This is a genomic window from Streptomyces sp. SN-593, assembly GCF_016756395.1.
Classification (GTDB): domain Bacteria; phylum Actinomycetota; class Actinomycetes; order Streptomycetales; family Streptomycetaceae; genus Actinacidiphila; species Actinacidiphila reveromycinica.
Map to the genome: position 1 here is coordinate 4,438,228 of NZ_AP018365.1, position 18,764 is coordinate 4,456,991.

At 75.4% G+C, this 18,764-nt stretch carries 19 protein-coding genes; 6 read left to right on the forward strand and 13 right to left on the reverse strand.

Translation table 11 applies throughout. The features are described from left to right. Positions 1–57 precede the first annotated feature (57 nt). The 5 genes from RVR_RS18665 to RVR_RS18685 all read right to left on the reverse strand — a co-directional run bounded on the left by RVR_RS18665 (position 58) and on the right by RVR_RS18685 (position 5,407). A complete protein-coding gene (locus RVR_RS18665; RefSeq protein ID WP_202234932.1) occupies positions 58–798 on the reverse strand; it encodes a response regulator transcription factor in 741 nt (246 codons plus the stop codon). A 151-nt stretch (positions 799–949) separates the two neighbouring features. Beyond that, complete coding sequence (locus RVR_RS18670) at positions 950–1,846, reverse strand: hypothetical protein (protein WP_202234933.1); 897 nt, start codon at positions 1,844–1,846, stop codon at positions 950–952. A 50-nt stretch (positions 1,847–1,896) separates the two neighbouring features. After that, a complete protein-coding gene (locus tag RVR_RS18675; protein WP_202234934.1) occupies positions 1,897–3,111 on the reverse strand; it encodes an ABC transporter permease in 1,215 nt (404 codons plus the stop codon). Beyond that, positions 3,108–4,046 (reverse strand): ABC transporter ATP-binding protein, encoded by a 939-nt coding sequence (locus RVR_RS18680; RefSeq protein ID WP_202234935.1) that lies wholly within the window; start codon positions 4,044–4,046, stop codon positions 3,108–3,110. The genes RVR_RS18675 and RVR_RS18680 overlap by 4 nt, the downstream gene beginning before the upstream one ends. Then, a complete protein-coding gene (locus RVR_RS18685; RefSeq protein ID WP_202234936.1) occupies positions 4,043–5,407 on the reverse strand; it encodes an efflux RND transporter periplasmic adaptor subunit in 1,365 nt (454 codons plus the stop codon). The genes RVR_RS18680 and RVR_RS18685 overlap by 4 nt, the downstream gene beginning before the upstream one ends. Positions 5,408–5,793: 386 nt before the next feature. Between RVR_RS18685 and RVR_RS18690 the strand changes: the two genes are divergently transcribed. Then, complete coding sequence (locus RVR_RS18690) at positions 5,794–6,471, forward strand: hypothetical protein (RefSeq protein ID WP_202234937.1); 678 nt, start codon at positions 5,794–5,796, stop codon at positions 6,469–6,471. A gap of 170 nt (positions 6,472–6,641) precedes the next feature. Here the strand turns inward: RVR_RS18690 and RVR_RS18695 are convergent, their stop codons facing one another. After that, a complete protein-coding gene (locus tag RVR_RS18695) occupies positions 6,642–7,079 on the reverse strand; it encodes a DUF3618 domain-containing protein (RefSeq protein ID WP_202234938.1) in 438 nt (145 codons plus the stop codon). Further along, complete coding sequence (locus RVR_RS37700; RefSeq protein WP_237404837.1) at positions 7,076–7,477, reverse strand: phage holin family protein; 402 nt, start codon at positions 7,475–7,477, stop codon at positions 7,076–7,078. The genes RVR_RS18695 and RVR_RS37700 overlap by 4 nt, the downstream gene beginning before the upstream one ends. Positions 7,478–7,807: 330 nt before the next feature. On the opposite strand from RVR_RS37700, the gene RVR_RS18705 reads away from it, so the two are divergent. Continuing rightward, entirely contained in the window at positions 7,808–8,116 is a 309-nt protein-coding gene (locus RVR_RS18705; protein ID WP_202234940.1) for a hypothetical protein, read from the forward strand. A gap of 130 nt (positions 8,117–8,246) precedes the next feature. On the opposite strand, the gene RVR_RS18710 is transcribed toward RVR_RS18705, so the two are convergent. Continuing rightward, complete coding sequence (locus RVR_RS18710; protein ID WP_202234941.1) at positions 8,247–9,005, reverse strand: FMN-dependent NADH-azoreductase; 759 nt, start codon at positions 9,003–9,005, stop codon at positions 8,247–8,249. Positions 9,006–9,577: 572 nt separating this feature from the next. Here RVR_RS18710 and RVR_RS18715 point away from each other — a divergent pair. From RVR_RS18715 to RVR_RS18725, 3 genes are all read left to right on the forward strand, one after another. Next, positions 9,578–10,540 carry a sigma-70 family RNA polymerase sigma factor gene (locus RVR_RS18715; RefSeq protein ID WP_272933091.1) on the forward strand — a complete coding sequence of 321 codons (963 nt, stop codon included), beginning with the start codon at positions 9,578–9,580 and terminating at the stop codon, positions 10,538–10,540. A gap of 10 nt (positions 10,541–10,550) precedes the next feature. After that, on the forward strand, positions 10,551–11,534 hold the full coding sequence (locus RVR_RS18720; protein WP_202234942.1) for an aldo/keto reductase: 984 nt from the start codon (positions 10,551–10,553) through the stop codon (positions 11,532–11,534). 239 nt (positions 11,535–11,773) lie between these two features. After that, complete coding sequence (locus RVR_RS18725) at positions 11,774–12,577, forward strand: hypothetical protein (RefSeq protein ID WP_202234943.1); 804 nt, start codon at positions 11,774–11,776, stop codon at positions 12,575–12,577. A 43-nt stretch (positions 12,578–12,620) separates the two neighbouring features. On the opposite strand, the gene RVR_RS18730 is transcribed toward RVR_RS18725, so the two are convergent. Together RVR_RS18730 and RVR_RS38910 are read right to left on the reverse strand one after the other, a co-directional pair. Continuing rightward, a complete protein-coding gene (locus tag RVR_RS18730) occupies positions 12,621–13,070 on the reverse strand; it encodes a type II toxin-antitoxin system PemK/MazF family toxin (protein ID WP_202234944.1) in 450 nt (149 codons plus the stop codon). A 68-nt stretch (positions 13,071–13,138) separates the two neighbouring features. Then, a complete protein-coding gene (locus tag RVR_RS38910; protein WP_202234945.1) occupies positions 13,139–14,635 on the reverse strand; it encodes a VWA domain-containing protein in 1,497 nt (498 codons plus the stop codon). Positions 14,636–14,798: 163 nt separating this feature from the next. On the opposite strand from RVR_RS38910, the gene RVR_RS18740 reads away from it, so the two are divergent. Next, entirely contained in the window at positions 14,799–15,452 is a 654-nt protein-coding gene (locus RVR_RS18740) for a DUF4232 domain-containing protein (protein ID WP_202234946.1), read from the forward strand. A 130-nt stretch (positions 15,453–15,582) separates the two neighbouring features. Here RVR_RS18740 and glpK read toward each other — a convergent pair whose 3' ends face one another. From glpK to RVR_RS18755, 3 genes are all read right to left on the reverse strand, one after another. After that, entirely contained in the window at positions 15,583–17,100 is a 1,518-nt protein-coding gene (gene glpK / locus RVR_RS18745) for a glycerol kinase GlpK (protein WP_202234947.1), read from the reverse strand. Between the two features lie 109 nt (positions 17,101–17,209). Next, positions 17,210–18,055: an MIP/aquaporin family protein gene (locus tag RVR_RS18750; protein ID WP_202234948.1), complete on the reverse strand. Its 846-nt coding sequence runs from the start codon at positions 18,053–18,055 to the stop codon at positions 17,210–17,212. A gap of 187 nt (positions 18,056–18,242) precedes the next feature. Continuing rightward, a complete protein-coding gene (locus tag RVR_RS18755; RefSeq protein ID WP_202238767.1) occupies positions 18,243–18,764 on the reverse strand; it encodes a universal stress protein in 522 nt (173 codons plus the stop codon).

Below are 18,764 nucleotides of genomic sequence, written 5' to 3' on the forward strand. Positions count from 1 at the left end.
GACCGAACCCCACCCGCCCGAACCCCACCCGCCCGAACCGCACGGCCGCGCGGCCGTTCAGCCCTTGGCCGGCGCGGGGCGGCGCAGCACGTAGCCCACGCCCCGCACCGTGTGGATCAGCTTCGGCCCGCCCTCCGCCGCCGCGTCCACCTTGCGCCGCACGTACGAGATGTACGACTCGACGATGCTCAGGTCGCCGCCGAAGTCGTACGCCCACACGTGGTCGAGGATCTGGAGCTTGGACACCACCCGGTCGGCGTTGGCCATCAGGTAGGCGAGCAGCTTGAACTCGGTCGGGGACAGCGAGACGGGGCGGCCGGCCCGCAGCACCTGGTGGCCGACGGGGTCGAGTTCGAGGTCGCCCGCGACCAGCCGCCCGTCGTCGGTGGGGCCGCCGGTGCGGCGCAGGATCGCCCGGATCCTGGCGATCAGCTCCTCCAGGCTGAACGGCTTGGTGACGTAGTCGTCGCCGCCCGCGGTGAGCCCGCTGATCTTGTCGTCGACGCCGTCCTTCGCGGTGAGGAAGAGCACCGGCAGCCGGTCCGGGCCGCCCCCGGAGCGCGGGTGCGGCCCGCTCTCCTCGCGCAGCCGCCGGACGACGGCGAAGCCGTTCATGTCCGGCAGCATCACGTCGAGGACCACCAGGTCGGGCCGTTCGCGGGCGACGGCGGCGAGCGCGTCGGCGCCGGAGGCCGCGGAGGCCACCTTGAAACCGACGAACCGCAGGGACGCGGAGAGCAGTTCCCTGATGTTCGGTTCGTCGTCCACGACCAGCAGGCTGGCCTCGGGTGCCTCCATGGGACTCCTCCCGGCCCGTCGGGGTACCACCGCACGGTACGTGCCGATGCTGTGAGCCGGTTGTGCCGTCCGGCGCGTGCTCGGGCGTCCGGGGGCCGGAGCCCGGGTGCTCGGTGCCGGCGCTCGGGCGCCGGCGTTCAGGTGACGGTGCTCAGTTGCCGGTGCCGGTGCCGTTGCCCCCGGCCCCACCGCCGTTGCCCCCGCCGCCGAAGCCCCCGAACCCGCCGAAGCCCCCGAAGCCGCTGGTGCCGCCGCCCTCGGTGACGGTGGTCGCGGTCACGTCGCCGTTGCTGCCCTTGGTGCCGAGGACGGTCACGCTCTGCCCCGCCTTGAGGTCGGAGACCTTCCCGTCCTTGGTCTCGCTGACCTTGGTGGAGTCGCCCGTGGTGACCTTCACGATGTTGCCCTGGGCGTCGGTCACGTAGAGGGTCTTGCCGTCCACGAGCTTGACGGTGCCGACCGTCACGCCGTTCGCCGCGGTGCCGGTGCCGCCGCCCGCGGTCGTACCGGTGCCCGCGGTGCCGCCGAACCGGCCGGCCGCGCCCCCGGTCCGGCCGGCCGCGCCGGTGCCGCCGGCCGCGGTCGCGAAGCCGGAACGCCCGGCGGTGGTGCTCCCGTTGAGGTGGTGCTTCTCGACGAGGGCGCCGCCGGAGAACGCGGCCGCGGCCACGACGCACGCGGAGAGCACCAGGGTCAGCCACGGCAGCTTGCGGCGCGGCGGGGCGGCCAGCTCGGCGGAGACGTCACGGGCGTCCGGCGGCTCGGCGAGGATCTCCTCGGGGCTCTCGCCGACGTACCCGGCGCCGGGGCCGTCGTCGGGGTAGGGCCCGTCGAGGCGCACACCGCCCGGGTACGGCTCCGCGCCGGGGGAGCCGGGCACGGCGGCACCGGCGGACCCGTCGGGTCCCCCGTCCGGACCGGGCGCGGCGGATGCGGCCGGTCCGGCGGGTGCCTGCGAACTCCCGGTCTGCCGCGGCCCCTCCATGATCTCGATCCCACCGGCGGACCCGGCGTCCGCCTTGGCGAGCCCGGTGCGGCGTCGCGCCATCTCGGCCCCTCTTCCTGATCCGGTGTTCCGGTTGTCTTTCCTGGTGAACATCACTCGTGCCGCAGGGCCTCGATGGGCCGCAGGCCCGCCGCCCGGTTGGCCGGGTAGCTGCCGAAGAAGAGCCCGATGGCCACCGCGATGGCGAAGGCGCCCCACACCGAGGCGGGGATGACCGCCGGTTTGATCCCGACGATGGTGAACCGCGAGCCGATCAGCCCGCCGACGACCCCGAGCCCGCCGCCGATCAGCGACAGCAGCGTGGACTCGGCGAGGAACTGCCCGAGGATGACGCCCTTGGGCGCCCCGATCGCCTTGCGGATGCCGATCTCGCGGGTCCGCTCGGTGACCGTGACCAGCATGATGTTGGTGATGCCGATCCCGCCGACCAGCAGCGAGATGGCCGCGACCGCGCCGAGCAGCACCGTGAACGTCTTGTTGGTGTCCGACTGGGTGCTCAGCAGCGACGCCTGGGTGCTCACCCGGAAGTCCAGCGCGTTGGCGTCGGTGATGCCGTGCGTGCCCATCAGGATCGTGGTGATCTCGTTCTGCGCGGGCGTGGTCGCGCCGGCGGACTTCGCCTCGACCAGGATCTGGCTGATCGGCCCGAAGCCGGTGAAGGCGTTCTGCACGGTCGGCAGCGGCGCGATCACCGTGTCGTCCGGGTCCTGGAAGCCGGTACCGCCCTTGGTGGCCAGCTCGCCGACCACGGTGAACGGGGTGCCGCCGATGACCAGCTTCTTGCCGATCGGGGAGGCGGTGCCGAACAGGTCGGTCGCCGTGGTGGAGCCGATCACGGCCACCTTGCGGGAGTTGAGCACGTCGTCGGCGCTGAAGTAGTCGCCCTTGTCGACCTTGCTGTTGGAGGTCTTGAAGTAGGCCGGGTAGGTGCCCACCACCTGCCCGACGGTGTGCGAGGTGCCGTCGTAGACCGCGGACTGCGAGGTGGTGACCTCGGGCGCGACGGACTCGATGTCGGGGGCGTCGGCGGTGTTCGCGAGGGCGCGGGCGTCGTCCACCGTCAGCGGCTTGGTGCTGGTCGCGCCGGAGCCCGAGGAGCTGAAGCCGCCCCCGGAGGAGACGGTCAGCGAGTTGGTGCCGAGCTTCTCGATGGAGTCCTTGACCGACTGCGAGGAGCCGTTGCCGACGGCGAGCAGGATGATGACAGCGGCCACGCCGATCAGCACGCCGAGCATGGTCAGCGCGGAGCGCACCTTGTTCGCGGCGAGCCCGCCGACGGCGAACCGCAGGATCTCGAACGGGTTCACCGGGCCGCACCCCCGCTCAGGGCGTGCGGGGCGGCGGCGGCGAACCGCGCGGGGTCGCTCAGCGCGGGCGGCGGCCCGTCCACGGGGGCCTGCCGCACGTCCTCCACGATCTGCCCGTCCACCAGCCGGATCACCCGCTTCGCGTGCCGGGCCACCTCGTCCTCGTGGGTGATCAGCACGACGGTGCGGCCGGAGGCGTTGAGCCGGTCGATGATGGCGAGCACATCCTCGGTGCTGTGGCTGTCCAGGTTGCCGGTCGGCTCGTCGGCGAGCAGCATCGCCGGTGCCGTGACCAGGGCGCGGGCCACCGCGACGCGCTGCTGCTGGCCGCCGGACAGCTCGTTGGGGCGGTGGTCGACGCGGTCGGCGAGGCCGACCAGACTGAGCGCGGCGAGCGCCCGGCGGCGCCGCTCGGCGGACTTCACCCCGGCATAGGCGAGGGGGAGTTCGACCTGGGCGAGGGCGGGGGTGCGCGGCACCAGGTTGAACGACTGGAAGACGAAGCCGATCTTGCGGTTGCGGACCAGCGAGAGCTGGTGCTCGTCCAGCCCGCCGACGTCGATGCCGTCCAGCAGGTAGCGGCCGGAACTCGGCACGTCCAGGCAGCCGAGGATGTTCATCAGGGTGGACTTGCCGGAACCGGAGCTGCCCATCACCGCGACCATGTCGCCCTGCTCGACCAGCAGGTCCACGCCGGGGCTGTGCCCGGTGACCGGGTCGGCGGGGCCGCCGAGCGCGCGGACGGCGGCGTCGCCGTGGCCGTACGTCTTCAGCAGCGCGCGCACGTCGATGACCGGGGCCGGACCCCAGGGCCCGCCGCCGCCCGCCCCGTCGGGGTCGGCGGCCGGGCCGGCGTCCTCGTCGCGGCGCGGCCGGCGCAGCCCGGACGCCGCGCCGGCCAGGCCGCCGAGCCGCTTGCCCAGGGCCTGCCTCATCCGCGGCCACCTCCGCCGCCGAAGCCACCGGTGCGGAAGCCGCCGCCGGCGCCGCCCGCGGCGCCCAGCCGGTTCGCGCCGCCGGCTCCGGTCCCGCCGGGGAACGCGCCGCTCGGGAAGCCGCCGTTGCTGGAGGAGGCGACCTGCGGGATCTGCACCTGCTGGCCCTCCTTCAGACCGCTGGTGATCTGGTCGGTCGAGTCGCCCTCGACGCCCACCGTCACCGGGGTGCGGGTGGTGGAGCCGTCGGAGTTGACCACCAGGACCGTGCGGTTGGAGCCGGTGCCGGAGACCGCCGCGGTCGGCACGCTCAGCGCGTTCGTCGCCTGGCCGGTGGTCACCTGGATGCTCGCGCTCAGGCCGGTGCGCAGGTTCGACGTGTCGCTGGTGATGGTCAGGGTCGCCGCGTACTGCACCGCGCTGCCGCTGGAGCCGGAACCGCCGGAGCTGGAGCCGCTGCTGACCGGCAGCGAGCTGATCGACAGCACCTTGGCGTCCAGTACGGTGCCGGACTCGGCGTTGAGCGTGACGGTCGCGGTCTGGCCGGCCTTGATCTTCAGCGAGTCGGCCTCGGAGAAGTCCGCCTTCACCTGCATGCCCGAGGGGTTGGTGAGGACCACGAACCCGGTCGGCGTGGAGCCGGAGGAACCGGACGTCGAAGTGGACGAGCTGCTGGAGCCCGAGGAGCCCGAGGAGCCCGAACCCGACGAGCCGGAGCCGCTGCCGGAGCTGCCGCTGACGGTGTCGCCCTTCGCGCCGTCCACCGAGGCGACGGTGCCGCTCACCGACGCCGTCAGCACGCAGCCGTCCACCGCGCGCTGCGCGGCGTCCACGGCGTTCTGCGCCTGGGTCACCTGCGCCTCGGCGGAGGCGAGTTGCGCGGGGTCGACGGTCGGGGTGGCCGTCGGGGTGACGGACCCGCCGCGGCTGCCGGAGTCCGTACCGGAGTCGGAGGAGGACGTGCTCTCGCCCTCCTCCACCTTCGTCAGGCTCGCCTGGGCCGCGGTCAGCGACGCCTCGTCCTGCTGGAGTGTCTCCTTCGCCGCGGTCGGGTCGACCTTCGCCAGCACCTGGCCCTTCTTCACCGTGTCGCCCGGTTTGACGTCGACCTCGGTGAGGGTGCCGCCGGTGGTGAAGTTCAGCCCCGCGTCGCTCGGGGAGGAGAGCGAGCCGGAGCCGGAGACGGTGGCCGACACCGTGGCCGTGGTCACCGTCGCGGTCCGCGCGCCGGCCGCGTTCGAGGAATTCCCGCTGCCGTCGTCGTGCACCGCCGCGTAGGCACCGCCGGCGCCCGCGAGGACCACCACGCCGAGCACCGAGTTGATCAGGACGGCCCTGCGCCGCCGTGGGAGCACCTTCATGGCGCGCATCTTGGACGCCGACGCCATTGAACCCCTGGGAGAAGCCTGGGAGTTCGCTGGGAACCCGGACGGCCGCCGGGGCCCGGCTGCCGTCCGGGAAACGGACGTGTCGCCCTCCATGGTGCGAAACGGCGGCTCGGGGGCGGCCGACGCGCCGTGGCGCTCCCCGGGAACTCACAGCTCGATCCCCGACAGTCCCCACCTGTATGCGGTTCAGTTCCACTGTCGCCCGCGTGCCACCGCGCCCCGTGCGTGCGCGCGAGCGGCGCCACGCGCGTACGACGGCCGGGCAGTTGGCGGCCATACGGCAACGCGCCGGGACTGTTCGCCGCCGGACCCGGTCCGGCGGCGGGAGGTCGCGGCCTTCTCCGAGGAGACCTGCGGACATGAACTGGACCACCAGCCGGTCATCCCGGGCGCGCACCGCGGTGCGCGCCGGGGCGTTCGTCGCCGTGCTCGCCTCGGGCGCGCTCGTGCTGACCGCGTGCTCCTCCGGCGGTTCGTCGTCCTCCGACGCGAAGGCGTCGGCCTCCGCGGCCGCCTCCAGCAGCGGCGGCACCGGCGCCCAGGACATGAACGCCTACCGGCAGTGCCTGTCGCAGCACGGTGTCGACCTGCCCACGTTCAACCGGCCCTCGGGCGGCGCGCGGCCCAGCGGCCGCCCCTCCGGCTCGGGTCGGCCCAGCGGCCGTCCCAGCGGTGGGTACGGCGGCGGCTTCGGTGGCGGCTTCGGCGGGATCGGCGGGGCCTCGCCCGACGCGGCCACCCAGAAGGCGCTCAAGGCGTGCGCCTCCCTGGCGCCGAAGTTCAACGGCGGCGGGCCGGGCGGCGGCAACGGCGGGGCCGACTCCAGCGCGATCCAGGCGTTCACCAGTTGCCTGAAGGACCACGGCGTCACCCTCCCCACCCCCTCGCCCGGCGCGAGCGCGTCCGCCGGCGGCGGCCGCGGGGGCTTCGGCGCCCTGCGCAACCTCGACACCGCCGACCCCAAGACGGCCAAGGCCTACGCCACCTGCAAGCCGCTCCTCCCCACCCGCCCCACGGCCTCCCCCACCGCCTCCTGACCCCGCCGCACGGGCGCTTCGCCCGGACGGCGGCGGCGCCGCGGAGGCGGTGGCCACCAGACGTGGCCAGGCGTCACCAGGCGAAGGACTCCGGGGCGGGCCCGGGGACGGGAAGCCGCGGACGCGGGGCCGGGCGGACGAACCCGCCGGCCCCGCGGGGCGGACCCGGCTCAGGTGATGTCGCCCCGGTGGACCCACACGAGGGTCGCGGCCGCCGCGGCCGAGACGGCCGCCGCCGCGAGCGCCGGGGCGCGGGTCCGTACGGTCGGGCCGGCGGGGACGACGGCCCCCGCGGGCTCCGCGGCCGGCGCGACGGCGCCCTCCGCACGGTGGGCGCCGGACCCCGCGGCGAGCGCGGCCTCCTGCGGCGTCGCCTCCGAGCCGCCCGGCAGCTTGGACCGTACGCTGCTCGCCGCCTGGGCGGCCCGCGTCCGGGTCCGGTCCTCCGCCGCGCGCAGCCGCTCCGCGGTGTCCCGCGCCTTCGCCTTCGCCCGGGAGGAGACGTCCACCTTGGCGGCGAGTTCCTCGACGGTCTGGCCCAGCGCCTCGCGCGTCTCGGCGATCTGCCGTTCGAGATCGGCGAGGTGGGGGTCGGTACGCGGCGTCATCGTTTCGCCCTCTCCTTCAGGATCACCAGATCCTGGTGAACGCTGTCGACGGTCTCCTCCGGCACCGGCGGCACCGCCCGCTTGACCTGGCCGCGGCCGATCAGCGCCGCGACCCCGGCGACGAGCAGCAGCCCGCCCGCCACGATCAGCGCGGCGGCCCACAGCGGCAGCGGCATCGCGACCGCGGCGATCGCGGCCGTGACCAGCGCGGCGAGCGCGAAGAAGGCCATCAGCCCGGCGGCGCCGAACAGCCCGCCTCCGACCCCGGCCTTCTTGCCCTTCTGCGCCAGCTCGGCCTGGGCGAGCTTCAGCTCCTGTCTGACCAGCTCGGAGAGCTGCTCGGTGCCCTCCTTGACCAGCGTGCCCACGGACCTGGCGGACCCGTTCGCGTGCGTCACGGCCTTCACCTCCGGCTCCAGGGGGTTCTCCTGCCGGGTTGCCCGGATACGCGGGCGGAAACCCCGCGGTGGAAAACCGGAGGGCGGGAATCCGGGGCGGGACCGAGCCCGGAGCCGGGCCCGGATCGCCCCGTGCCCGCGCCCGGACCGCCCTGCGCCCGCGCCCGGACCGCTGCGGCGCGCCCGCCGTACGAGGGCCCGTCCGCCCGTGCCGGCCCCCGCCGGACCGCCGGTGGGGCGCCACGGGGGCTTGTTTTGCGCGGCCGCGGGCGTACGCTCAGACGTGGGGGGCGAATCGGGACAAAACGACGGACCGATCGAGGTGGGCACATGGCGCTGTACGACTCCGAGACGACCCATCGACGGGCCCTCGTGCTGAGCGAGGTCGCCGCGGAGGGCGCGACCGGCCTGTCCCGCGTGCTGCGCCGGGCCTCGGCGGGAGACGAGGACGCGGCCGCGATCACCGTCTCCGCGCTCGTCCGCTCCGTGCGGCCGCTCACCGCGCTCGACACCCACCAGTTCCTGCGCCGCGCGCACATCGCCGAGGGCGATCTGGCCGGCGACCTCACCCCCGGCCAGCGCGTCGCCCTGGTCTCCCTCGTCGACCGCTTCTCCCACCTCCACCCGCCGACGCTGTAGGCCGTGCCCGGTCCGAGGCGTGGTCCCGCCCGGACCGCGGTTCCGCCCGCCGTTCGCCCGCCGCGCGGAAGCGGGGCGGGAGCGCGGCGGGAGCGGGCGGGCCGGGGCCCGCGGGACCACGTGTCGGCCGCTACGCCACGCCCGCGGGACGGTCCGGGCGCGCGTCGGGGCGGCGGTCGGCCGCGCACCGGTCGGCCTCCGCGTGCGCGTGGGCGGCGACCTGGTCCCGGGCCACCGCCAGCGACGCGGCGGCCTGCTCGCGCCGGTCGGCCAGATCCGGCACCAGCTCCGCGAGGGTCCACTCGGCGCTGACGACGTGGACGTGCTCCGCCGCCACCCCCTGCTTCCCGAAGTACGCCCGCAGGTAGGGCGTCTGGAAGTCGTGGCCGGCCAGGGGGGTGCCCGCGCCGTAGCCGCCCCCGCGCGTGGCGACCACCACGACCCGGGTGGCGGCGAGCGGGGACGCGGTGCCGTCCGGGCGGACGAACGTCCCCGGGAAGCTCACCCGGTCGATCCACGCCTTGAGCAGCGCGGACACCGCGTAGTTGTACATCGGCGCGCCGATCAGCACGGTGTCGGCCGCCAGCAGTTCGTCGACCAGCGGCCGGGTCAGCGCCCAGGCGCGCGCCTCGGCCGGGCCCCCGAGCAGAGCGGGCACGCCCGCGGGTGGTGGGAACCCGTGCTGTTCGGCCCGGCGGCCGAGGGCGCAGTAGGCGGTGTCCAGCGGCGGGACCGGGTCGGCCGCGAGGTCGCGGTACCGGTAGGAGCACCGGCGCCCGGCGTCGCGGTGCCGGGCCTGCCAGGTCCGTGCGAACAGCGCGGTCAGCCGCCGGCTGACCGCGTCGCCGGAACCGTCCGCACTTGAGTCGAGGTGGAGCAAGGACGCCATCGCATCTCCCGGTCACTTCCGTCGTGTCACGCTCGTCAGGGGTGGTGACGGAGCGGAGCACGGAAAGGGGACCGGCGGTGACCGGGCACGACGGCAGAGGTCCACGACGAGCGGCGCCCGCCGCGCAGCACGACACACCCCCGCCGCGCGGCGCACCCGCGGAGCCGCCCCGGCCCGCGGCGGGCAGCGGTCCCGTGCGGCCCGGCGCCCCGGCAGCGGGTAGTGGGCTCGCGGGAGCGGCCCCGGGGTTCGGCGCACTTGCGGGGACGGCGGGGACGGCGGGGTCCGCCGGGCTCGGGGGCCGGGCGGCGGGCGACGGCCCTGCGCGGGCGGGCGCGGGCCTCGCGGCGGGTGGCGGGGGCGCCGAGGGCGGTGGGTCAGGGGCGGCCCCGGGGTTCGATGCACCTGCGGCGGGTGGCGAGTCCGTACCGGCGGCGGGTGATGGCCCTGCGCGGGCGGGCGCGGGCCTCGCGGCGGGTGGCGGGGGCGCCGCCGGACCGGAGGACGGGGGAGCCGCGGGGACGGCGGGGGCCGCGGCGGGTGGCGGGCCCGTACAGGCCGCGGACATCGCGGTGCTCGCGGAGCGGTTCGAGGCGCACCGCGCCCTCCTGCACGCGGTCGCCTTCCGGATGCTCGGCTCCGCGGGCGAGGCCGAGGACGCCGTGCAGGAGACGTGGCTGCGCCTGGGCCGTACCGACGTGCGCGAGGTGGCGAACCTGCCCGGCTGGCTGCGCACGGTGCTGTCCAGGATCTGCCTCGACATGCTGCGCTCCCGGGCCGCGCGGCGCGAGGACCTGACCGGCCGGCACGTCTTCGACGAGGTCGAGGCTCCCGCCCAGGCGCCCGGCGCCCGCCCCGAGGACGAGGCCCTGCGCGCGGACGCGGTCGGCCGCGCGCTGCTGGTGGTGCTGGACACCCTGGACCCGGACGAGCGGGTCACGTTCGTGCTGCACGACATGTTCGCGGTGCCCTTCGACCGGATCGCGCCCCTGGTGGACCGCACCCCGGCCACCACGAAGAAGCTGGCCAGCCGCGCGCGCCGCAAGGTGCGCGGCACCCCGGCCGTCCCGGCGGACGAACTCGCCCGCCGGCGCCGGGTGGTCGCCGCGTTCCTGTCGGCCATGCGGGCCGGCGACCTCGACGCGATCCTCGCGGTGCTCGCCCCCGACGTGGTGCGCCGCGCCGACCCGGCGGCGCTGGCGCCCGGCATGGCGGCCGAGGTCCGCGGAGCCCGCCGTGTCGCCGAGGGCACCGCCCTCCTCGCCCGCCGCGCGCGGTACGCCGAGCCGGCCCTCGTCGACGGCCGGGTGGGCATCGTGGTGGCCCCGCGCGGCCGGCTGGCGCTGGCGCTGACCGTGTCCTTCGGCGAGGACGGCCTGATCAGCGGGTACGACGTCATCGCCGACCCGGACCGGCTGCGCCGGCTCGACCTCGCCGTGCTGGACCCGGTGGCCCCGCACGGCACGGCCGGCGGGCCGGCCGCGGGGGCCCTGCCGGGGCCGGGCGGCACCGGCCGGGGCCGCCCGGACTCGTAGGGTCGGGGGCATGGAACAGCGTGTATTGGGCCGGACCGGCCGCGAAGTGTCCGTCGTGGGGCTGGGAACGTGGCAGTTGGGCGCCGACTGGGGGGAAGTGCGCGAGGAGGACGCGGTCGCGGTGCTGGACGCCGCGGTGGAGTCCGGGGTGACCTTCTTCGACACCGCGGACGTCTACGGCGACGGCCGCAGCGAGCGGCTGATCGGCCGCTACCTCAAGGCGCACCCCGAGCTCGACGTGTTCGTCGCCACGAAGATGGGGCGCCGCGCGGACCAGCTCCCGGAGAACTACGACCTCGCCAACTTCCGCGCGTGGAACGACCGTTCGCGCGCGAACCTCGGGGTCGACACACTCGACCTGGTGCAGTTGCACTGCCCGCCGACCGCCGTCTACTCCACCGACGCCGTCTTCGACGCGCTGGACACGCTCGTCGCCGAGCAGCGCGTCGCGCACTACGCGGTCAGCGTGGAGACGTGCGCGGAGGCACTGGCCGCGATCGCCCGGCCGGGTGTGGCGAGCGTGCAGATCATCCTCAACGCGTTCCGGCTCAAGCCGCTGGAGGAGGTGTTGCCGGCGGCGGCCGAGGCGGGGGTCGGCGTCATCGCCCGGGTGCCGCTGGCGTCGGGCCTGCTCAGCGGCAGGTACACCCGCGAGACGGTCTTCGCGGCGAACGACCACCGGACGTACAACCGGCACGGCGAGGCGTTCGACCAGGGCGAGACCTTCTCCGGGGTGGACTACGAGACCGGGCTCGCGGCGGCCGCGGAGTTCGCGGAGCTGGCGCCGGAGGGGGCGACCCCCGCCCAGACCGCGCTGCGCTGGGTCGTCCAGCAGCCCGGGGTGACCTCGGTGATCCCCGGCGCCCGGTCGGTCGAGCAGGCGCGGGCGAACGCGGCCGCCGCCGCGGTCCCGGCCCTCCCGCGGGAAGTGCTGGACGGGGTACGGGAGTTGTACGGGCGGAGGCTGAAGGAGCAGGTCCACGGGCGCTGGTGACCTCACCCGTTCGGGTGGCAGGTGCCGCCGGCTCCGGGGCCACCCGCCCCTCGGGGCTCCCGCGGCGCCTCCCGGTCCCGGGCGCGCCGCGGGCCCCGGGGAGGGGCGCCGCCGGGGCCGGGCGGCCCGCGCCGGTGGGGCCGCCGCCCGGGACGGCGGGCCGGGGCCGCGGGTCCGGTGCCATGTTGTTATGTGGTTCGGCGATTGCCGACACAGCTTCATCGGCCATACTGCTTGCCGTGGAGCAGCAGCGCATAGGTCCGATCACCCCGTCCGTGCCCGCAGCCGGGCTTGACCCGGCGTACGTGCCCGGGCTGACCCCGCCGCGCTCCGACGCGGACGGGGCGGCCGAGGGCGCCGTTCCGGAGCAGGTCGCCGCTCCGGAGGAGGCACCGGCGCCGCCGGAGCCGGAAGCGGTCGAGCCGGCCGCCGAGGAGGCGGTCGAGGACGCCGGCCCGGAGGCCGGGACCGACCCGGAGGCGGCGGACGACACGGACGGCGCGGAGGCGGCGGACGGCGGGGACGAGGACGCGGAGGCCGTCGACGGTCCCTCGTTCGAGGTACAGGACCGCCGCGCCGCGATCGTCGCGGACCGGGTGGGCGTGCGTTTCCGCCTCGACGAGGAGGAAGCGGAGTTCACCTGGGACGAGATCGCCGCGGTCGAGATCGACACCCCGCGGTTCGGCAAGCGCTTCACCGTGACCGTCTACACCCCGGAGCGGCGCTGGTACGAGGCCCAGGTCGAGGCCTCGTCGCGCGGCCGGCTCAAGGAGTGGTCGGCCCAGCTCGACGAGGTCCTGGACACCTACTTCGAGGCCGAGGACGCCGACGGGCCGGCGGAGCCGGACGAGGCCGAGGACGCCGTGTCCGAGGAGGTCGGCGAGGGCGCCGCGGAGACATCCGAGGAGGCCGCCCCGGAGGCGGCCGAGGACGCCGGTGCGAAGGCCGACGCCGGCGCGAAGGCCGACGCCGATGCGAAGGCCGACGCCGACGCGGAGGAGCCCGTGGACGCGGACGACGCGGCACCCGCCAAGAAGTCCTGACACCCGGCGGTCCCGGTGCCCACGGCACCGGGACCCGTCCCGCTCAGGCCCAGCCGTACAACTCGCGGAGCCGGTTGACCACCAGGTTGAACCGTCCCCGGTCCAGCGCGCACGCCTCCCGTCGCATCCCCCGGTCGTGCACCCTCAGCACCCGGTCGAGCACGACCCACGAGTCGCGCCCCTCGCGGTCCCACGGCCCGGCCCCGATCGCGAGCCAGTCACCGCCGTCATGCCGCTTGCTCGTCAGTTGCACGGCGAGCAGCGTCCCGGCCTCCTCGCGCGCCACCACCAGCACCGGCCGGTCCTTGCCCCGGCCGTCCCGCTCCTCGTAGGGGACCCACGTCCACACGATCTCCCCGGGGTCCGGGTCCCCGTCGTGCTCCGGCGCGTACTGCGTGCGGACCGCGCCCACGTCCCCGGGGTCGGCCTCCGTCGTCGCGTACGGCCCCTCGGCCCCCGGGAACTCCGCCTGGCTCTCACTGAACGTCGTCACCCGCCCGACCGTATCCCGCCCGCGGGCGGGCGCGTAACCCGCGGGTCCCGCAGGTCACCGGGCGCGGGTCAGCGGATGATCCGGGCGGCCCGCGCGGCGACCAGCCACTGCGGGAACTCCGCCATGAGCAGGTCGTACAGCTCCGCGTCGTCCCGCTTGCGGGGCTCCCGCCCGGCCGCGAAGAACCCCGCGTTGTCGATGGTGCGGCCCCTCAGCGTGTCGAGGCCCTGGAGGAACCTCAGGCCGCGCGGGCTGCCGAAGCCGACGAACTGCCAGAAGATCGGCAGCGTGCTGCTCTGCTGGAGCAGCCGCTTGGTGTCGCCGCGGTCGAACGGCTCGCCGTCGGTCTGGAAGACCACGAACGCCGGGTCGGTGGCGCCGCACTGCTGGTAGTGGTCGATCACCGCGCGCATCGCGGGGGCGTAGCAGGTGCCGCCCCACGGCACCTTCTTCTGGAGCGCGTCGATCCGGCCGGCGTGGTCGTCGAGCGAGATCCCGGAGACCAGGTTCACCTGGCTGCCGAAGACGACCACCGGCACCACGCCGTCGTCGTCGAGGTTCGCCGACAACCCGAGGACCTGCTCGGCGAGATGCTGCACGGTGCCGCTGCGGTAGTACGACTTCATGCTCGCGGAGTGGTCGAGCACGAGGTAGACCGCGGCGCGCTGCCCGGTGATCCCCTTCTTCCGGAGGGAGATCCCCGCCTTCTTGTAGAGGTCGACGAGCGCGGGCGCGGCCTGCTGGACCTTCTCCAGGCTGATCGCCGGTGCCGCGGAAGGCGCCCCGGAAGGCGCCCCGGCGGGCGGAGCGGCGGGCGCCGGAGCCCCCTGCGGCAAGGCGGCAGGGGGCACGGGGGATGCGGTGGGCGGCGGCGGCACCGGCGGCGCCCAGGCGGGCGGCGGCGGCCCGAACCCCCCGGTGGGGGACGGCGTCGGGGAGGCGGGCGGCGCGAGGACGGTGTCGGGCACCGTCGGCGGCGCGGGCGCGACCGGGGCGGCGGGGGGTACGGCGGGTGCGGCAACGGGCGAGGCCGGCCGCGTCGCGGCGGGGGCGGCCGCGGCGGGCTCGTCGTCCACCGACACCCCGAAGTCCCGGGCCAGTCCGGCCAGTCCGTCGGCGTACCCCTGCCCGACCGCCCGCACCTTCCACGCGCCGGCGCGGCGGTAGAACTCGGCGAGCACCACGACCGTCTCGCCGAGCCGGCACGGCGGCGGCTCGAAGGAGACCACCTGCGCGCCGGAGGTGACGGACAGGCCCAGCCCGCTGCCGCCGTCGAAGACGGTGCCGGGTTCGTCGGCGTCGACACTGACGACGACCGCGACCGTCTGCACGGCGGCCGGCACGCGGGCCAGTTCGACCCCGACGGCCCGCCCCTGCACGCTGACGCCGTCCTGCGCCGGGTGGTTGTAGAAGACGAGGTCGCCGTCGCCGCGCACCGTACGGTCCTCCGTCAGCAGCACCGCAGACACGTCGACGGGCGTGCCGGTCGCGGTCACCTCCGCGCGCGCCGCGTCGCCGTCCAGGGCCGTGTTGCCGCCCGGTGTGAGTGAGATCGCGCCCGCCATGGCCTGCCTCCCCGTACCTCGTGGACCAAGTGTCTCATTCTCGCCGTATCCGGCACCGGACGAACCGGTGCGGCACCGACTGTGTGATGATCGCGCGATGCGGACGACCAAGACGGCGATGACGGCGACAGCGAGAAGTCCGCGCCGCGCGAGGACGGCGGTCGTGACCGCGGCCGCCGCCACGACCGCGCTGGTCGCGCTGCTGGCGGCCGGCTGCGCGACGCGGACCGGCGCCGGCGCGGACGCGCCCCCGGACCCGGGCGACTTCCGGGTGCACGCCGACACCCTCCCCCCGGACGGCTCCGGCGAGACCGGAGCGACCCCGGGCACCCGGCCGACGGGCGGTGCCACCGGTGCCACCGGCGGTACCGCCGTCACCGCCTCGGCGACGCCCACCGGCCCCTGCCCCGCCTCGGGGCTGCGGGCGGCCGCCGGCCCGACCGACGGGGCCATGGGCCTGCGCCAGGTCCAGCTCACCCTGACCGACTGCGGCTCCAGGTCCCTCACGGTCGACGGCTATCCGGCGCTGCGGCTGCTCGACGACGACGGCCGTACGGTGCAGGTCGCCGTGCACCACGGCGACGACATCGTGGACAGCGTCACCGACCCCGGGCCGGCCGCCACCACGCTGCGTCCCGGCGGGCACGTCGTGGCCGTCCTGGCCTGGCGGAACACCTACACCATCTCGAACGAGCCCCCGGCGCTCGCCACCGTGCTGGAGTTCACCGTCGAGGGCGCCGCGCAGCGCGCCCCCCTGACCGTCGACCTCGGCAACACCGGGAAGATCGACGTCACCGCGTGGTACGCCGGCAAGTGACGCGCGGCGCCGCGCCCCTGGACACGACGCGACGGCGGCCCTGACGCGTCGTCAGGGCCGCCGTCGCCTCCGCCTCGCCCGAAGCCGCGCGAAGCCGCCCGCCGCCGGGTGACCGCCGGGCGGGGCCGGGCTACTCGACGTCCACCCAGTCCAGGGTGCGGTCGACCGCCTTCTTCCAACCCTTGTAGCCGGCCGCGCGCTGCTCGTCGGACCACTCCGGCTGCCAGCGCTTCGACTCGTGCCAGTGCTCGCGCAGTTCGTCGGTGTCGCGCCAGAAGCCGACCGCGAGGCCGGCCGCGTACGCGGCGCCGAGCGCGGTGGTCTCGGCGACCACCGGGCGGCTGACCGGCACGCCGAGGATGTCCGCCTGGGTCTGCATGCACAGGTCGTTGGCGGTGACGCCGCCGTCGACCTTGAGCACGTCCAGGTGCACCCCGGAGTCCTGCTCCATCGCCTCGACCACGTCGCGGCTCTGGTAGCACATCGACTCCAGCGTGGCCCGGGCCAGGTGGCCGTCGGTGTGGAAGCGGGCCAGCCCGACGATCGCGCCGCGGGCGTCGGAGCGCCAGTACGGCGCGAACAGTCCGGAGAACGCCGGCACGAAGTAGATGCCGTCGCTGCTGTCCACGGTCCTGGCCAGCCGCTCGCTCTCCGGCGCGCCCTTGATGATGTGGAGCTGGTCGCGCAGCCACTGCACGGCCGAGCCGGTCACCGCGATCGAGCCCTCCAGCGCGTAGACCGCCGGGGCGTCGCCGAACTTGTAGGCGACCGTGGTGAGCAGGCCGTGCTCGCTGCGCACCGCCTCGGTACCGGTGTTGAGCAGCAGGAAGTTGCCGGTGCCGTAGGTGTTCTTGGCCTCGCCCGGGGCGAAGCACACCTGGCCGACGGTGGCCGCCTGCTGGTCGCCGAGCACGCCGCAGATCGGCACCTCGGTCGAGGTCGGCCGGGACGCGCGGGTCTTGCCGTACGCCTCGGGGTGCGAGGACGGGTTGATCTTCGGCAGCATCGAGCGCGGGATGCCGAAGATGCCCAGCAGCTCGTCGTCCCAGTCCAGCGTCTCCAGGTCCATCAGCATGGTGCGGCTGGCGTTGGTGACGTCGGTGGCGTGGATGCCGCCCTTGGGGCCGCCGGTGAGGTTCCACAGCACCCACGAGTCGGTGGTGCCGAAGACCGCGTTGCCCTGCTCGGCGGCCTCGCGCAGCCCGTCGATGTTCTCCAGCATCCACTTGACCTTGCCGCCGGCGAAGTACGTCGCGGGCGGCAGCCCGGCCCGCTGCCGGATCAGGTCGCCGTGGCCGTCGCGCTCCAGCGCCTTGGCGATCGAGTCGGTGCGGGTGTCCTGCCAGACGATCGCGTTGCCGTACGGCCGCCCGGTGCGCGGGTCCCACACCACCGTGGTCTCGCGCTGGTTGGTGATGCCGATGGCGGCCAGGTCGGCCGCGGTGATGCCGGCGTTGCGCACCGCGGTCTGGATGACCACGTTGGTGCGCTCCCAGATCTCGGTCGGGTCGTGCTCCACCCAGCCGGGGCGCGGCAGGTACTGGGTGTGCTCCAGTTGGTGCCGGGCCACCTCGTTGCCGTCGTGGTCGAAGATCATGAACCGGGTGCTGGTGGTCCCCTGGTCCACCGCGCCGACGAAGTCCGCCATGGCTAGCTGCCTCTCCTGGGTCTTCCGCTCCTGGGTCAACGAACGTGCGGGGCAGCCGAGTCGCCTCGGCTGCCCGGGATCACTTCCGCGGGGTGTGCCGCCGCGGGGCTCAGTCCTGCGGGATCGGGGTGCGGCCCTCGGGCTCCGGCGCCGCGCCCGGCAGGAAGCGGCCGACGAAGAGCTTGTAGGCGACGCCGCCGACCAGGCCGCCGATCAGCGGGCCGGCGATCGGCACCCAGAAGTAGAGGTTGCCCCACTGGTCCCGCCAGGCCGATCCGTAGCCGGTGATGTAGCTGGCCAGCCGGGGGCCGAGGTCACGGGCCGGGTTGATGGCGTAGCCGGCGTCCGTACCGAACGCCATGCCGATCGCCACGACCACCAGGCCGATGATGAACGGGCCCATGTTCGCGCCGGGCGGGTTGTTGAGCAGGTCGGTGATGGCCAGGATCAGGATCAGCAGGATCGCGGTGCCGATCACCTGGTCGCGGAACGCGCCCCATTCGTGCACGCCGGCCGCGGGGTTGCCGTTGCCGGGCAGGGTCGAGAAGACCGTCTGCGTCTTGATGGTGTGTCCGGGGTCGGCCCTGGCCAGCACCTCGGTGTAGTTCCAGCGCACCAGCAGCGCGGCGCAGAACGCGCCGAGCGTCTGGGCGACCATGTAGGGCGCGACCTTCTGCCAGGGGAAGCCCTTGAAGGCCGCGAGGGTCAGGGTGACCGCAGGGTTGAGGTGGGCGCCGCTGAGCCGGGCCGCCAGGTAGACGCCGAGCGTCACGCCCAGGCCCCAGGCCCAGGAGATGCTGTCGTGGTCGCCGAGGCCGCCCGGGGGGTCGGTCAGGGCACCGCCGGCGACGACCTGGGCCACTACGCCGACGCCGAAGAGGATGAGGATCAGGGTGCCGGCGAACTCCGCGGAGAGCTCGCCGAGCAGCCCGGAGCCGCGTGGACGTGGCGCCATGTCAGCCTGCTTCCCGCCGGTCGAACCGTGACCGGCTCTCGCTCGTGGTCGCACTCGTGCTTCTGCTTCCTACTCAAGGAAGCACGGGGCAAACAGGGGGGCGCGTGCGGTTGGGCCGTTCGAGGGCGGTTCCGCTCCGGCGCGGGGACCTGGCGCGGGGACCCGCCGCGGATCCGGACGGCGGACCCTACGGGTGGGGCGGGTGCGGCGGGGGCGGCGGGAGGGTGTCCGCGCCGGGCGGGGGTTCGGGCCAGACGAGCAGGACCGGGCAGGGGGCGTGGTCGACGATGAACCGGCTGTGCGGACCGAGGCTGTGCGGGCCGAGACGGCTGCGGTCGCCGTCGCGGGCGAGCACGAGGAGGGCCGCGTCCTGCGCCTCGGCGACGACCTCGCGCTCGACCCGCCCGCTGCGCTGGAGGGTGGCGCAAGGGCGGTCCAGGCGGGCGGCGGCCTCGGCGAGGAGCGCCTCACCGGCGGCGGTGGCCTGCTCCGACAGGGCGATGCCGGGGTCGCGGGCGGGCCGGCCGCGACCGAGCAGGCCGGCGAACGCGCCGTGCGCGGCACCGGCCACCTCGGGCTCCGGCACGTGCACCAGGACGACGTCGGCGCCGTCGGGAGCGTGGGCGCGCACCGCGTCCACGCAGGAGGGCCAGGTGCCCTCGACGATCCAGGCGACGACGGTCGAGCCGCCGCCGGCGCGGTGGGCCAG